We start from the raw sequence: 14,795 nt of genomic DNA on the forward strand, positions 1-14,795 counted from the left end.
GTACAGCGCTCGCGCGTGAACGCCAGTCAGGGCACGCTCAGTCCGGCAACGGGGTGAGCAGCATCCGCCCGGCGAACCCGACCGCCGCGTCCAGCCGGTCGGTGAACTCCGCGGTGAGCTCGGGCAGTCCGCGCAGCGCCCACAGCGCACGCGCGGCCGACCACGCGGCGTCCCGGGCGCGCTCCAGGCTCCAGGAGCCGAGCAGATGGGTGAGCGGGTCGGCGATCTGCAGCAGATCGGGGCCCGGCATCAGCTCCTCGCGGATGCGCTCCTCCAGCGACACGAGGAGGTCACCCACCCGGTCGTAGGCGTCCTCCAGCTCGGCCGGGGCGCAGCCGAGGCTACGGCAGGCGTCCACCACGGCGAGCGCGAGGTCGTGCCCGATGTGCGCGTTGATGCCCGCGAGCGCGAACTGCAGCGGCCGTACGCCGGGATGGCGGCGGAACTGCAGCAGCGGCCGCCAGCAGGCCGGCGGACGGCGGTCCGGCCCGTCCGCCTCGACCGCCGTCAGGTACCGCTCGGCGAACAGCACGTCCAGCGTGATCGCGGTCCGCGGGTCGGGGAAGGCACCGGTGCCGACGCGCCGGTCGACCTCCTCGGTGACGGTGAGGTAGACGCGGTTGAACACCGCCACGCCGTCCCGCGCGGGCAGGGCCGCGTCCAGGGCGCGCATGCGCGAGACCACCGCGTCGACTGGTGTGGTGAACTGTTCCAACTGCGCCATGCAGGCAGGGTCCCAGTCCTAGGCTTTCCGCAGTGCCGGCGGGCCCGCTGCTTCCCCAGAACGGGGGAACGGGCCCGCCGCGCCGCGCGAGCGTGCCGTGGGGGAGCGGCCGCAGTGAGGGGGGAGAGGGACCGTGCCTGGCTCACGTGCCCACAGGCTCGCCGCGCGCCGGGCCGAACGCCGGCGCGCCGCCCGGCGCCACGCCATGGTCGCCGCGGCGTCCGTCGTGGTCGCCGTCGGCGCCGTCACCGGGACGCTGACCGGGCTCGACGAGGGGCGCGGCGCCGACACCGCCCGCCCGCAAGCGACCCGCACGCCCCGGCTGGACGTCCGCTCGGCGCCGCCCGTGCCGTCCCCGGCGCCGGTGTCCCCGTCGGTGACGGCCCCGGCGTCCGCGGAGCCGTCCGCGCGGCCCCGGCCGCGCACCTCCCCGACGCGGCGGGCCGCACCGGCTCCCGCCCGCCTGTACCGGCACCCCGACTCGCAGGTCCTCGACTGGGTCCGCGCCCACCCGTCGGACCCGCGCACCGAGGTGATCGCCTCCCGCATCGCCGACCAGCCGGCCGCGGTGTGGTTCACCGATCCCGCGCCGGACACCGTCGGCGCGCGGGTGCGCGCGGTCACGGCGGCCGCCGCCGCGCAGGGCCGGGTCCCGGTGGTCGTGGCGTACGCGATCCCCGGCCGGGACTGCGGCGGCGCCTCCGAGGGCGGGGCTCCCGACCTGGCCGCCTACGACGAGTGGATCGACCGCTTCGCCGCCGGGCTGGGCTCCGGGGAGGTCGTCGTCATCCTGGAGCCGGACGCGATCGCCCAGTCCGACTGCCTGTCCGCGGCCGACCGTGCCGCCCGCTTCGCGGCGCTGGCCCGCGCCGGACGGGTGCTGAAGGCCGCCGACCCGCGGGCGCGGGTCTACCACGACGCCGGGCACTCCGGCTGGCGCGACGCGGCCCGACAGGCGGCGCTGCTGCGACAGGCGGGCGCCGCCGACCCCGCGTCCTCCGACGGCGTCTTCAGCAACGTCTCCAACTTCCACCGCACCGCGGACGAGATCGTCTACGACCGGCAGGTGCTGGACGCGCTCGGCGGCCCCGCGAGCCTGGGGGCCGTCATCGACACCAGCCGCAACGGCAACGGCGCCCCGCCGGACGGCGCCTGGTGCGACCCGGCCGGCCGCAAGCTCGGCCACGCGCCCACACTGCGCACGGGCGAGGCGCGCATCGACGCCTATCTGTGGGTGAAGCTGCCGGGGGAGTCGGACGGCTGCCAGGGCACGCCGGGCACCTTCGCCCCGGCGTACGCCTACGACCTGGCCCGCTGAGGGCGCCGCGCCCCCGGCGGTGGCGGTCAGGACGCGGCGCGCTCGGGGCCGTCGCCGCCCTCGGTGTCGTAGGAACTCGTGCCCTCGTCGAGGAGCGGTTCCTGGGTCTTGAGGTGGGCGGGCGCGAAGGCGCGCAGGGCGTGGTAGCCGGTGATGACGACGAGCGTGCCGAGCGCGATGCCGCTGAGCGAGAAGGTGTCGGTGAACTTCATCGTGACGTTGCCGACGCCGATGATGATGCCCGCGGCGGCCGGGACCAGGTTGAGCGGGTTGCGCAGGTCGACCCCGGCGTTGAGCCAGATCTGGGCGCCGAGCAGGCCGATCATGCCGTACAGGATGACCGTGATGCCGCCGAGCACGCCGCCCGGGATCGCGGCGACGATCGCGCCGAACTTCGGGCACAGGCCGAACAACAGGGCGAACCCGGCGGCGGCCCAGTAGGCGGCCGTGGAGTAGACGCGGGTCGCGGCCATCACACCGATGTTCTCGGAGTAGGTCGTGTTGGGCGGGCCGCCGACCGCGGTGGAGAGCATGGAGCCGATGCCGTCGGCGGAGATCGCCGTGCCCAGCTTGTCGTCGAGCCGGTCGCCGGTCATCTCGCCGACCGCCTTGACATGCCCGGCGTTCTCCGCGACCAGCGCGATGACGACGGGCAGCGCGACCAGGATCGCCGACCACTGGAAGGTCGGGCCGTGCAGGTGCGGCAGGCCGATCCAGTCCGCCTTGGCGACGCCGGACAGGTCCAGGCGCCAGTGATCGGTGAGCTTGCCGCTCGCGTCCACCGAGTGGATCTTGCCGAAGACCCTGTCGAAGACCCAGGAGATGCCGTAGCCGAAGACCAGGCCCAGGAAGATCGCGATGCGGGAGAGGAAGCCGCGCAGTCCGACCACGGCGAGGCCGGTGAACAGCATCACCAGCAGCGCCGTCCACTGGTCCTGCGGCCAGTACGTGGAGGCGGTGACCGGGGCCAGGTTGAAGCCGATCAGCATCACCACCGCGCCGGTGACGATCGGCGGCATCGCGGCATGGATGATCCGCGCCCCGAACCGCTGCACCGCGAGCCCGACCAGGAACAGCGCCACGCCGACCACGAACACCGCGCCGGTGACGGTGGCGCTGGTGCCGCCCTGGGCGCGGATGACGGCGGCGACGCCCACGAACGACAGCGAGCAGCCCAGGTAGCTGGGCACGCGGCCCCGGGTGGCCAGCAGGAACACGACGGTCGCGATGCCCGACATCATGATCGCCAGGTTGGGGTCGAGCCCCATCAGCACGGGCGCCACGAAGGACGCGCCGAACATCGCCACCACGTGCTGGGCGCCGAGGCCGACCGTGCGCGGCCAGGAGAGCCGTTCGTCGGGCCGGACCACCGCGCCGGGGGCCGGGGTGCGTCCGTCGCCGTGCAGTTTCCAGCGGACGCCGAGATCCATGGTGGTTTCGCTTTCGTCGTGCGGGTGCGGGCCGCAGACCATTGTCCCCGCTCACGAGGGGTGCTGAGCGTCCGCTTAGGATGAGGTGGTTGAACCGTCCACCACAGGAGACCCACCCGTGACCGCCGAAGCCCCGATCGCCCCCGCCCTGTCGTACGGCCGGCTGATCCCCGTCACCGTCCACTTCGACGACCTGGACGCGCTCGGACTGCTGCACAACGCCCGCTACCCGCTGATGGTCGAGCGGGCCTGGGCGCAGCTGTGGCAGGAGCACGGCTTGGTCTTCGAGGGCGACTGGGCGGCCGCCGGCGACGCCTGCAACGCCGTCAAGGAACTGCGCATCACCTACGAGGCCCCGGTCACCCGGCCCGGCACCTACGCCGTCCACCTGTGGCTGGACCGGCTCGGCACCACCGGCCTGACCTACGGCTTCCGCTTCTGCTCGGCCGACGGGGCGACGACGTACGCCCACGGCAGCCGGGTGCTGGTCCGGCTGGACGCCGACACGCTGCGCCCGGCGCCGTGGAGCGAGACGTTCAGGGCCGCGGGTCGGGCACTGCTGCGTCCGACGGACGGCTGACCGTCGGCCGGTCCCGGTCCCCGGCCCGCAGCACCCCCGCGAACGCGGCGAGCCCGCAGGCCAGCAGCGTCACCAGACCGAACGACACCACCAGGCTGGTCGCCTGGGCGAGCCCGCCGATGGCGCTCGGCGCGACCAGCCCCGAGGTGTAGGTGATGGTCGCCACGCCCGCGATGGCCTGGCTCGGGTTCGGGCCGCTGCGGCCCGCCGCGGCGAAGCACAGCGGTACGACGACCGCGATGCCGAGCCCCATCAGCGCGAAGCCGGTCATCGCCAGGGCCGGGTGCCGCGACACGACGATCAGCAGGCCGCCGAGCACGGCGAGCGCGCCGCCCGCCCGGACCGTGCGGACCGAGCCGTAGCGGTCGACGATCTTGTCGCCGGCGATCCGGGCCACCGCCATGGTCAGCGTGAAACCGGTGGTGCAGGCGGCCGCGAGCCCCGCCGAGGCCTCCAGCCGGTCGCGCAGATAGACCGCCGACCAGTCCAGGCTCGCCCCTTCCGCGAACACCGCGCAGAACCCGATCGCGCCGATGAGCAGCGCGGACTTCGGCGGGAGCGCGAACCGCGGCGGCGGCTCCTCGTCCTCGGCCGGCTGCAGGTCCAGCACCCAGGCGCACGCCCCGACCCCGAGCACGGTGAGCACGCCGGCGGCCAGGACGTGGTGCAGCCGGGCGTCGGCGCCCAGGTGCGCGGCGAGCGTGCCCGCGGCCGAGCCGACGAGCGCGCCCGCGCTCCACATGCCGTGCAGCCCGGACATGATCGAGCGGCCGAGCCGGTTCTCCACCTCGACGCCGAGCGCGTTCATCGCCACGTCCGCCATGCCCGCGCTCGCGCCGTAGACGAACAGCGCCAGGCACAGCGTGAGCAGGTCGGGGGAGAGGGCCGGCAGGGTGAGCGAGAGCGTCCACAGGGCGATCAGGCCGCGCAGCGCGTTGCGGACGCCGAAGGTGTGGCTGATCCGGCCCGCCAGCGGCATCGCCACCGAGGCGCCGAGCGCCGGGAAGGCGAGCGCGAGGCCCAGCTGGCCGGCACTCACCCCGGCATGGTCCTGGATCCACGGCACCCGCGTCGCGAACGAGCCGGTCACGGCGCCGTGCACCGCGAACACGGCGGCCACGGCGTACCGGGCCCGCCGCACGGCGCGCTGGTCGTAGGACACTGCCTTCATTCTCCCGCCCCTCCCGGATACGTCTCGCCGTCGCGCCCGGTGCCCTCGTCGCGCCGGGCGTGCCGGCGCAGGCCGCGGCACGGCGCTTCGCCGGAGTAAACTATCAGGAACCCTGCCTGATAGATAGCGGATAGGATGCGCCCCATGCCCGCATCACCGCGCACCGCCCGGGCCATCAACGACCGGCTCGCCCTGCGGCTGCTCCAGCAGGAGGGCCCGCTCACGGCCGCCCGGCTCAAGGAGCTGACCGGCCTGTCCCGGCCCACGGTCGCCGACCTCGTCGAGCGCCTGACCGCCTCCGGCCTGATCACCGTGGTCGGCGAGGCCGGCGAACAGCGCCGCGGCCCCAACGCCAAGCTCTACGGCATCGTCGCCGCCCGCGCCCACCTCGCCGCCCTCGACGTGCGCACCGAAGGCGTCGCCGTCCTCGTCTCCGACCTGGTCGGCCGGGTGCTCGCCGAGGCGTCCGCGCCGATCGGCGGCGAGCACGGCACCGGCCCCGCCGTCGAACAGGCGGTCGCCCTGGTCGAGCGGACCGTCAAGGAGGCCGGCGCGGAGATGCCGCACACCGTCGGCATCGGCGCCCCCGGCCTCATCGACCCGGCCACCGGCGAACTGCGCGACTCCACCGGCCTGCCCGCGTGGCACCGCCGACTGGTCGCCGCCCTCCAGGAGCGGCTGCCCGACGCCCGCGTCAGCGTCGAGAACGAGACCAACCTCGCCGCCCTCGCCGAGCAGCGCGACGGCGCCGCCCGCGACCGCGACACCTTCGTCCTGCTCTGGCTCGGCCACGGCACCGGCGCGGCGGTGATCCTCGACGGCGTGCTGCGCCGGGGCGCCTCGGGAGGCACCGGGGAGATCGGCTTCCTGCCGGTGCCGGGCACCGGCGGCCTGCCCTCGGCGACGGGCTGCGACGGGGGGTTCCACTCCCTGGTCGGGGCGGCGGCGGTCTCCCGGCTGGCCGCCGAGCACGGCGTGACGGGCACCGCGCGCGACGGCGAGCCGGTGGGCGCGGCCCTGGTACGGGAGGCCGTGGCGGCGAGCCGCCGGGCCGCCGCACCCGGCGCCGCCGACCGCTTCCTCGACGACCTCGCCGGGCGGATCGCCGTCGGCGCGGCCTCCGTCGTCGCCGTCCTCGACCCCGGCTGCTTGGTCCTCGGCGGCGAGCTGGGCCGGGCCGGCGGGGACGTCCTCGCCCACCGCGTCCAGCGGCGGCTCGACGCGCTGTCGCCGCTGTCCACCGAGGTGCGCGCCGGCGCGCTCGGGGGCGGCGCCGTGCTGCGCGGCGCCCTGCTGACGGCCCGGGACCGCGCCCAGGAGGAGCTATTCGCGGGACCGGAGGCGTAAGCGGCCGCAGGGGGGAGGCGCGGGCCGAGGGTGAAGCGCGGCCCACGACGTGACGCGCGGCCGGTGGAGTGACGCGCGGCCCGGGGAGTGACGCGCGGGCCGGGGGCTGAGCCGCGGACCGAGGAGTGAGGCGCCGGCCAGGCGTGTGTCCTCAGCGGGCCGTGCCGTCGCCGAAGCGCTGCGCCAGGTGGTCCTCGAAGGTTCCCTTGCCCACGGCCCGCTCCGGCGCCAGGTGGCCGCCGGCCCGCAGGGCGCCGTACGTCGCGCCCCACAGCCGTACCGGAAGAAGGATCCGGCGCCGGTCGGTCGCCTTCAGCCACGCCCGGGCCAGGGACGCGAGGGTGCGCACCTCGGGCCCGCCCATGTCCGCCACCCGGCCCGCCGGTGCGCCCGCGGCCAGTCCGGCCAGCCGGTCGGCGACCTCCGCCACCTCGACGGGCTGGTCGCTCACCCCGGCCGGCACCGGCATCACCGGCGACTTCGCCATCTGCTGCAGGAGCCCCACCACCAGGTCGTGGAACTGCGTCGTGCGCAGGATCGTCCAGCCGAGGCCGGAGTCCTCCACCAGCCGCTCGACCGCGAGCTTGGCGCGGTAGTAGCCGAGCGGCACCCGGTCCACACCCACGATCGAGATGTAGACCAGGTGGCCCACCCCGGCCCGCCGGGCCGCGGCGATCAGATGGCGGGCGGCCTCCTCGTCCCCGCGCGGACCGCTCGCGCAGTGGACGACCGTGTCCACGCCCTGGACGGCCGCGTCCAGTCCGGGCCCGCCCCGGCGCAGGTCGGCCGCGTAGGGGCGGGTGTGCCGGCTGAGCTCCCGCACCTCGTGCCCGTCCGCGCGCAGCCGCTCGGTGACGAGCCGGCCGAGGGTTCCGGTGGCACCGGTCACCAGGATCGTGGTCATGCCGTTCAGCTCCTTCGCAGGCGCGGGCACCCCCGGGTGGAGCGCCCGTCACCAGCCGAGACCGGACAGCCCCCGGAAATGTGACAGGCGCCTACGGCCGGCCGAGCTGGCGCCGTACGAAGTCGAGCTTGTCGGGGTTCATCACCATCCGCGCGCTCGCGACCAGGCCGTCGCGGTACTCGAAGGCGGTCACCCCGATCAGCGTCCCGTCGGCCCACAGCAGCACCGCGCCGGCGCCGTTGATCTCCTCCTGGGTGAAGGACAGCCCGGCGGCGTACTTCTGCGTGGCGCCCACCAGGAAGCGCAGCACCTTCTCCCGGCCGAGGATGGGCCGCAGCGCCGCGCTGACCTTGCCGCCGCCGTCGCTCCACCAGACCACGTCGTCGGCGAGCAGCTTCTCCAAAGAGGCGAGGTCGCCCTCGCGGGCGGCGGCGAGGAAGGAGGCGACCAGCTCCCGCTGCCGCTCGGGCGCCGGCTCGAACCGGCTCTCGGCCGCCTCCAGCCGCTTCAGCGCCCGCCGGTGCAGCTGACGGCAGTTGGCCTCGCCCAGGTCCAGGACCTCCGCGATCTCCCGGTGGCCGTAGCCGAACGCCTCGCGCAGCACGTACACCGCGCGCTCGGTGGGCGTGAGCCGCTCCAGCAGCACCAGCATCGCCACGGACACCGCGTCGCGCTGCTCCGCCGACTCCAGCGGGCCGAGCGCGCCGTCGGAGGTGACGACGGGCTCCGGCAGCCAGGTGCCGACGTAGCTCTCGCGCCGCGCCCGGGCCGAGGTGAGCCGGTTCAGGCACAGGTTGGTGACGACCTTGGCGAGCCAGGCACCGAGGTGCGCGATCCCGGCGCGGTCGGCGCCGCTCAGGCGGAGATAGGCGTCCTGCACGATGTCCTCGGCCTCCTCCGCGGAGCCCAGCATGCGGTAGGCGAGCCCGAACAGGCGGGGGCGGAGGGTCTCGAACTCCTCGGCGAGCGCGGTCGTCATGCCCCTCACCCTGCCAGACGGCCCACCGGCCGGGCAGCGCGGAACCGGGCGGCGGGCGCGGCCGGACGTGGGAGGACCCGGCGGCGGGCAAGGGCCGTCGTCACCGCCGCCGGGTCCCGTCGTGCGGGCGGTTCAGCAGGCGCCGAGGTCCTGCCACACGCCCCATTCACCGGTGGTGCCGGGCTCCTCGCCCTTCGTCCACCACTTGGCCTTCCAGGTGTGCGCCTTGTGGGAGACCGTGCTGCCGCCGCCGTACTCCGCGGTCGCCGACCAGGCGGGCGCGCCGCACGAGCCGCCGGGCGTCGGAGTGGGGGTCGGAGTCGGCGTGGGCGTGGGGGTCGGTGTCGGCGTGGGCGTCGGGGTCGCCGTCCCCGGGTCCACCACCTGCGTCCCCCGGGACAGGTCGCCGGCCAGCGCGTACGTCTTCCCGCCGAACGTCACGGTCCAGTTGGACGGCGTCGACACCGGCAGGTAGTACACGAAGTCCAGCTCCGCCGAGGCGCCGGGCGCGAGCGTCTGCCAGGCCGGCAGCTTCAGGGACACCCGGTGGTAGTCGCCCTTGAGACCGCCGACGTTGCTGCCGGTGTGGTCGCTGCGGATCACCGAAGTCCCCCAGCCGGACTGGTCCTTGGCGTTGCCGGGTGCCGAGGTGCCGTAGTCGAACCGGAACTCGGTGCCACCCGGCAGGGTCACCGAGGTGTTGTTGGTGATCCGCAGCTTGGGGCTGATCGGGTAGTTGGAGTCGCCGAGCGGGAACTGCCCGAAGTCCACGTCGATCTTCAGCGCCTCGGCGGGCAGGTCGACGGCCGACCGGCGGGCGCCGTACGGCGAGGCCGACTTGAACTTCTCGTACATCGCCGAGGTCAGTGTCGAGCCCGGCTCGTACTGCCCCTTGGCCGCGTTCCAGCCGTAGTCGCCGGCCAGCTCCCAGACCATCGTGCCGCCGATGCCGTGGTCGACGACGTAGTCCGCCTTGGCGTTCACGGACTGCTCGTCCTCGGTGGACAGGAACACCTTCTTCTCGGCGTTCCACAGCCAGGGCGCCACCAGGGTGGGGTCGTACTTGCGCGCGTAGGTGCCGGTCAGCCGGGTGCCGGCCGGGAAGCCGTACCGCGTGACGTAGTCCCCGACGATCCCCTTCTCCAGGTTCTTGGCGTGCCACATCGGGTTCGAACCGGCGGGTGCCTCCTGGCCGTTCGTGTCCAGGTCGTGCCAGAGGTTGTCGATCCCGGTGGCGCCGTCGCCGCACTTGGTCAGCCCCGACCCGGCCGGGCAGGCCGTCGAGGGCGCCCGGCCCCACAGCCCGTCGGTGCCGCCGGTGACGTTCTTGAAGCCGCGTGTGTAGTACGGCAGACCGATGTTGATCCGCCCGGCCGGCATCGAGCCGCGGAAGTAGTGGTACGCCCAGTCGGTGTTCAGGTAGCCGATGCCGCCGTACTGGGAGGTGGTGTACACCCCCGCGGCGGCGAGCTCGGCGTCCTTGCCGTCGTCGAAGAGCGAGGCGTTCGGGCCGACGTACTCGTTCCAGGCGCCGTGCAGGTCGTAGGACATGATGTTGACGTAGTCCAGGTACTTCTGGACCTGGAAGGTCTCCATGCCGCGCAGCAGATAGCCGGAGGAGGGGGCCGCCACGGAGAGCAGGTAGTGCCGGCCGTCGGCGGCGCCGGCGCGGTCGAGCTGCTCGCGCAGGGTCTTCATCAGCGCCGCGTAGCCCTTGACCAGGCCGGCCCGGCGGGTGTTGGACAGGGACCAGTCGAGTGGGTTGCCCGCGTCCTTCATGGTCGTGGGGTACTCGTAGTCGATGTCGACGCCGTTGAAGCCGTACGTCCGCACGAAGTCCACGGCCGAGCGGGCGAAGGTGTCGATCCCGGCCTGGTTGACCGAGCCGTCGGCGTTGGTGGCCAGCGTGTAGAAGCCGCCGGAGTTCACGCGCGTGCCGTCGTCGCCGAAGAAGCCGCCGGTCTCCGCCCAGCCGCCGACCGAGATCAGCGTCTTGACGTTCGGGTGCTGCTTCTTGAACTTGTTCAGCAGGTTGAGGTGGCCCTTGTAGGGCAGGGCCGGGTCCATCTCGGCGCCGGGCACGCCCGGCCAGGTCATGCCGGTCGCGGGGTTGGCCGGGCCGTCCGCGCCGACGGAGATCTTGTTGCCGGCGTCGATGTGCGCGAACGCGTAGTTGACGTGGGTGACCTTGTCCCAGGGGATGTCGGAGGCGAGGTAGGCGGGCGTGCCGTCCTTGCCGGTGCGCCAGCCGGTGAAGTAGCCGATCACCCGGCGCTGGTGGTCGGCGCCCATCTTCTCGCGGCCGTCGGCGTCGTACACGGAGCAGTAGGGGACGTCGACACCGGGCGTCCGGTAGAGGCCGTTGGGGCGGCAGGACTCCTGGTCGGCGGCGTGCGAGACGCCGGGCAGGCCGGCCAGCAGCAGACCCGCCGCGGTGGTGGCGGCCGCGAGCAGGGCGGGTCTCGCCCGGTGGCGTGCGGAGGACAGCAAGGCGGCTCCTCTCCAGGGAAGTTGGGCAGACCCTAGGGAGGACTAGACCAATGCGTCAATAGGTATGGACCAATCTCCGGAGGGGGGTTCCGGCGGCCCGGGAAGCGGTGCCCTGTGAGCCACTCCACATCGATCACCCGCATGGACGAGTACCGGCCGTGGCACACTGGCCCTGTACCAGTAGCAGCGCACTCCGGGGTCGGTGAAAGTCCGAACCGGCGGTTACAGTCCGCGACCCGGTCACCTCCAGTGACCGGTTGACCAGGTGAAATTCCTGGACCGACGGTTAAAGTCCGGATGGGAGGCAGTGCGCGGCGGGCGGGCATCCATGCGCGCCGCCGTATCCGCTCGTCCTTCGGGACGAGTCTGTCGGCGTCGCTCGGCGGTGCTTTTCGCCCGTGGTCCTCTGCCGTCGTCGGCATCCCCGGAGTCCGTGCCCCATCGAGGCAGGAGGACCCGGGAAGTGTTCACCGGAATCGTCGAAGAGCTGGGCGAGGTCACCGCCGTCGAGACCCTCGACGACGCCTGTCGCTTCCGGCTGCGCGGCCCCGTCGTCACCGACGGCGCGAAGCACGGAGACTCCATCGCCGTCAACGGCGTCTGCCTCACCGTCGTCGAGCACGAGGGCGACGAGTTCACCGCCGACGTCATGGCGGAGACCCTCAAGCGCTCCAGCCTCGGCGCGCTCACCGTCGGCTCCCGGGTCAACCTCGAACGCCCCATGGCCGTCGGCGACCGCCTCGGCGGCCACATCGTGCAGGGCCACGTCGACGGCACCGGCGAGATCCTCGAGCGCAAGCCGTCCGAGCACTGGGAGATCGTGAAGATCTCCCTGCCCGCCGACCTCTCCCGCTACGTCGTGGAGAAGGGCTCCATCACCGTCGACGGCATCAGCCTCACCGTCGTCGACGCCGGCCCCGACTTCTTCACCGTCAGCCTCATCCCCACCACCCTCGCCCTGACCACGCTCGGCCACAAGCAGCCCGGCGACCCGGTCAACCTCGAGGTCGACGTCGTCGCCAAGTACGTCGAGCGGATGCTCGGCGACCGCCTGCCGGGGGCCGCCCGATGAACTGGATGAACTCCGAGGCCTTCACCCTCTTCGGCCAGCACATCATCTGGTCCGACATGGTCGGCAACATCCTCGGCCTGATCACCCTCGCCCTCGGCTGGCGGCGCTCCGTGGCGACCTGGCCGGTGCAGTTCCTGTCCGGCCTCGTCCTCTTCGGGGCCTTCTACGGCCACCTCACCGGCAGCGCCGGCAAGCAGGTCGTCGTCATGGTCGTCGCCCTCTACGGCTGGTGGCAGTGGCAGCGCGGCCGGGGCAAGGCCGACGACGGCCGGATCACCGTACGGTTCGCGAGCTGGACCGAGCGCGGCGCCATGCTCGCCGCGGCCGCCGTCGGCACCGTCGCCGTGGCCCTGCTCTTCACCGCCTACCCGGCGCTGTCCTGGGACCCCTGGCCCGACGCCTACATCTTCGTCGGCACCGTCGTCGCCATGTACGCCCAGGCGAAGGGCATGGTCGAGTTCTGGTTCGCCTGGCTGCTCGTCGACCTCGTCGGTGTGCCCCTGAACTTCGCCAACGGCTACGCCTTCTCCGGATTCGTCTACGTCATCTACGGCGCGCTCGTCCTGTGGGGCATGCGCGACTGGTGGCTGCGCTCCCGTCGCACCGCGCAGCCCGCCATGGAAGGAGCGCCGGCATGAGCACGGCACCGATCCTGTACTCCACGGACAACATCGAGGACTTCGCCCTCGACCCCATCGAGCAGGCCATCGCCGACATCGCCGCCGGCCGCCCGGTCGTGGTCGTCGACGACGAGGACCGCGAGAACGAGGGCGACCTCGTCATCGCCGCCGAGAAGGCGACCGAGGAGATCGTCGCCTTCATGATGAGCGAGTGCCGCGGCCTGATTTGCGCCCCCATGGAGGGCGACGAACTGGACCGGCTCGACCTGCCGCAGATGGTCCAGGACAACACCGAGTCCATGAAGACCGCCTTCACGGTCTCCGTCGACGCCTCCGCCGCGCACGGCGTGACCACCGGCATCTCGGCCTCCGACCGCGCCACCACGCTGCAGCTGCTGGCGAGCGGCACCGCCGAGCCCACCGACCTGGTCCGCCCCGGCCACGTCTTCCCGCTGCGCGCCCGGCCCGGCGGCGTCCTGGTGCGCAACGGCCACACCGAGGCCGCCGTCGACCTCGCCCGGCTCGCGGGCCTGCGCCCGGCCGGTGCCATCGTCGAGATCGCCGGCGAGGACGGCCGCATGCTGCGGCTGCCCGAGCTGATCCCCTTCGCCCGCAAGCACGGCCTGACGATCATCTCCATCGAGGACCTGATCGCCTACCGCCGCAGCAGCGAGCCCACCGTCCGCCGCGAGGCCGAGGTCCACCTGCCCACCGCGCACGGCACCTTCACCGCGTACGGCTACCGCTCCACCGTCGACGGCGTCGAGCACGTCGCCCTCGTCCACGGCGAGATCGGCGACGGCCGGGACGTCCTGGTCCGCGTCCACTCCGAATGCCTCACCGGCGACGTCTTCGGCTCCCAGCGCTGCGACTGCGGCCCCCAGCTCGACGCCTCCCTGGAGCGCATCCAGAGCGAGGGCCGGGGCGTCGTCGTCTACCTGCGCGGCCACGAGGGCCGCGGCATCGGCCTGATGTCCAAGCTGCGCGCCTACGAGCTGCAGGAACGCGGCCGCGACACCCTCGACGCCAACCTGGAGCTCGGGCTGCCCGCCGACGCCCGCGACTACGCCGCCGGCGCGCAGATCCTCGCCGACCTGGGCGTGCGCGGCGTCCGCCTGATGACCAACAACCCCGACAAGACCGAGGCGCTGCGCCGCCACGGCATCGAGGTCACCGGCCGGGTGCCGATGCCCGTCACGGCCGGCGAGCACAATCTGCGCTACCTGCGCACCAAGCGCGACCGGATGGGGCACGACCTGCCCTGGCTGGACACCCCGGCCCCGTCCGCGACCACCTGCGGCAACCAGTAACAAACAGCACTGAGGAGAGACGTGAGCGGCAAGGGCGCACCGGAGCTGTCCGTACGCAATGTGGGTGACCTGCGGGTCGCCGTCATCGCGGCGCAGTGGCACGAGAAGGTGATGGACGGCCTCGTGGACGGCGCCCTGCGCGCCCTGCACGAGATGGGCATCGACGAGCCGACCCTGCTCAGGGTCCCCGGCAGCTGGGAGCTGCCCGTGGCGGCCATGGCCATGGCCAAGCGCGGCTACGACGCGGTCGTCGCCCTCGGCGTCGTCATCCGCGGCGGCACCCCGCACTTCGAGTACGTGTGCCAGGGCGTCACCCAGGGCCTGACCCAGGTCTCCGTCGACACCGGCGTCCCCGTCGGCTTCGGCGTGCTCACCTGCGACACCGAGGAGCAGGCCCTGGACCGGGCCGGCATCGACGGCTCCAGCGAGGACAAGGGGCACGAGGCGGTGACGGCGGCGGTCGCCACCGCGGCCACCCTGCGTTCAGTATCCGAACCGTGGCACTAGGTCGTGCGGCACACCGCGTAGAGTGGGCGGCACCATGTCCAAGAAGACGTTCGAGGAGCTCTTCACCGAGCTCCAGCACAAGGCCGCCCACGGCGATCCCGCCACCTCCCGCACCGCCGAACTGGTGGGCAAGGGTGTCCATGCCATCGGCAAGAAGGTCGTCGAAGAGGCCGCCGAGGTCTGGATGGCCGCCGAGTACGAGGGCAAGGAGGCGGCCGCCGAGGAGATCTCGCAGCTGCTGTACCACGTCCAGGTGATGATGGTCGCCCGCGGGATCTCCCTGGACGACGTCTACGCCCACCTCTAAAAGCCCCGCTGTTCGAGCATCACCCCACCCCCTTCA

At 73.3% G+C, this 14,795-nt stretch carries 14 protein-coding genes and 1 riboswitch; of the genes, 8 read left to right on the forward strand and 6 right to left on the reverse strand.

Annotation, left to right across the window (positions count from 1 at the left end; genetic code table 11):
* Positions 1 to 37: 37 nt before the first annotated feature.
* A complete protein-coding gene (locus tag ACF1AL_RS14470; RefSeq protein ID WP_391657815.1) occupies positions 38 to 724 on the reverse strand; it encodes a DUF5995 family protein in 687 nt (228 codons plus the stop codon).
* Between the two features lie 205 nt (positions 725 to 929).
* On the opposite strand from ACF1AL_RS14470, the gene ACF1AL_RS14475 reads away from it, so the two are divergent.
* Positions 930 to 2,042, forward strand: coding sequence for a glycoside hydrolase family 6 protein (locus tag ACF1AL_RS14475; RefSeq protein ID WP_391780273.1), 1,113 nt, complete (start codon positions 930 to 932; stop codon positions 2,040 to 2,042).
* 26 nt (positions 2,043 to 2,068) lie between these two features.
* Here the strand turns inward: ACF1AL_RS14475 and ACF1AL_RS14480 are convergent, their stop codons facing one another.
* Positions 2,069 to 3,472, reverse strand: a complete 1,404-nt coding sequence (locus ACF1AL_RS14480) for a uracil-xanthine permease family protein (protein WP_391705174.1) — start codon at positions 3,470 to 3,472, stop codon at positions 2,069 to 2,071.
* A gap of 118 nt (positions 3,473 to 3,590) precedes the next feature.
* Here ACF1AL_RS14480 and ACF1AL_RS14485 point away from each other — a divergent pair, with 118 nt between their 5' ends.
* Positions 3,591 to 4,052 carry an acyl-CoA thioesterase gene (locus ACF1AL_RS14485; protein WP_366838275.1) on the forward strand — a complete coding sequence of 154 codons (462 nt, stop codon included), beginning with the start codon at positions 3,591 to 3,593 and terminating at the stop codon, positions 4,050 to 4,052.
* Here the strand turns inward: ACF1AL_RS14485 and ACF1AL_RS14490 are convergent.
* The gene (locus ACF1AL_RS14490; RefSeq protein ID WP_391780201.1) at positions 4,009 to 5,223 is read right to left on the reverse strand and encodes an MFS transporter; all 1,215 of its coding nucleotides are present in this window, start codon (positions 5,221 to 5,223) and stop codon (positions 4,009 to 4,011) included. The genes ACF1AL_RS14485 and ACF1AL_RS14490 overlap by 44 nt on opposite strands.
* Before the next feature lie 144 nt (positions 5,224 to 5,367).
* Between ACF1AL_RS14490 and ACF1AL_RS14495 the strand changes: the two genes are divergently transcribed.
* Positions 5,368 to 6,570 carry an ROK family transcriptional regulator gene (locus tag ACF1AL_RS14495; RefSeq protein ID WP_391780200.1) on the forward strand — a complete coding sequence of 401 codons (1,203 nt, stop codon included), beginning with the start codon at positions 5,368 to 5,370 and terminating at the stop codon, positions 6,568 to 6,570.
* A gap of 151 nt (positions 6,571 to 6,721) precedes the next feature.
* On the opposite strand, the gene ACF1AL_RS14500 is transcribed toward ACF1AL_RS14495, so the two are convergent.
* The 3 genes from ACF1AL_RS14500 to ACF1AL_RS14510 form a co-directional block, all read right to left on the reverse strand.
* Complete coding sequence (locus ACF1AL_RS14500; RefSeq protein ID WP_391780199.1) at positions 6,722 to 7,474, reverse strand: SDR family oxidoreductase; 753 nt, start codon at positions 7,472 to 7,474, stop codon at positions 6,722 to 6,724.
* Between the two features lie 91 nt (positions 7,475 to 7,565).
* Entirely contained in the window at positions 7,566 to 8,453 is an 888-nt protein-coding gene (locus ACF1AL_RS14505; RefSeq protein WP_391780198.1) for an RNA polymerase sigma-70 factor, read from the reverse strand.
* Between the two features lie 132 nt (positions 8,454 to 8,585).
* Positions 8,586 to 10,943 (reverse strand): chitinase C-terminal domain-containing protein, encoded by a 2,358-nt coding sequence (locus tag ACF1AL_RS14510; protein WP_391780197.1) that lies wholly within the window; start codon positions 10,941 to 10,943, stop codon positions 8,586 to 8,588.
* 184 nt (positions 10,944 to 11,127) lie between these two features.
* Positions 11,128 to 11,258, forward strand: a riboswitch (FMN riboswitch).
* Positions 11,259 to 11,406: 148 nt separating this feature from the next.
* Here ACF1AL_RS14510 and ACF1AL_RS14515 point away from each other — a divergent pair.
* Genes ACF1AL_RS14515 through ACF1AL_RS14535 form a run of 5 tightly spaced genes read left to right on the forward strand, consistent with a single transcriptional unit; the run spans position 11,407 to position 14,759 of the window.
* Complete coding sequence (locus ACF1AL_RS14515; RefSeq protein ID WP_384213215.1) at positions 11,407 to 12,015, forward strand: riboflavin synthase; 609 nt, start codon at positions 11,407 to 11,409, stop codon at positions 12,013 to 12,015.
* Positions 12,012 to 12,653 (forward strand): nicotinamide riboside transporter PnuC, encoded by a 642-nt coding sequence (locus ACF1AL_RS14520; protein WP_384213217.1) that lies wholly within the window; start codon positions 12,012 to 12,014, stop codon positions 12,651 to 12,653. The genes ACF1AL_RS14515 and ACF1AL_RS14520 overlap by 4 nt, the downstream gene beginning before the upstream one ends.
* Positions 12,650 to 13,945 (forward strand): bifunctional 3,4-dihydroxy-2-butanone-4-phosphate synthase/GTP cyclohydrolase II, encoded by a 1,296-nt coding sequence (locus ACF1AL_RS14525; RefSeq protein WP_366838266.1) that lies wholly within the window; start codon positions 12,650 to 12,652, stop codon positions 13,943 to 13,945. The genes ACF1AL_RS14520 and ACF1AL_RS14525 overlap by 4 nt, the downstream gene beginning before the upstream one ends.
* Before the next feature lie 21 nt (positions 13,946 to 13,966).
* Positions 13,967 to 14,452 (forward strand): 6,7-dimethyl-8-ribityllumazine synthase, encoded by a 486-nt coding sequence (gene ribH / locus ACF1AL_RS14530; RefSeq protein WP_386419194.1) that lies wholly within the window; start codon positions 13,967 to 13,969, stop codon positions 14,450 to 14,452.
* Between the two features lie 34 nt (positions 14,453 to 14,486).
* Complete coding sequence (locus tag ACF1AL_RS14535; RefSeq protein WP_007491392.1) at positions 14,487 to 14,759, forward strand: phosphoribosyl-ATP diphosphatase; 273 nt, start codon at positions 14,487 to 14,489, stop codon at positions 14,757 to 14,759.
* The last annotated feature ends 36 nt before the right edge of the window (positions 14,760 to 14,795 follow it).

Origin of the sequence: Streptomyces sp. NPDC014801 (assembly GCF_043082085.1) — a bacterium.
In the GTDB taxonomy this organism is placed as follows: domain Bacteria; phylum Actinomycetota; class Actinomycetes; order Streptomycetales; family Streptomycetaceae; genus Streptomyces.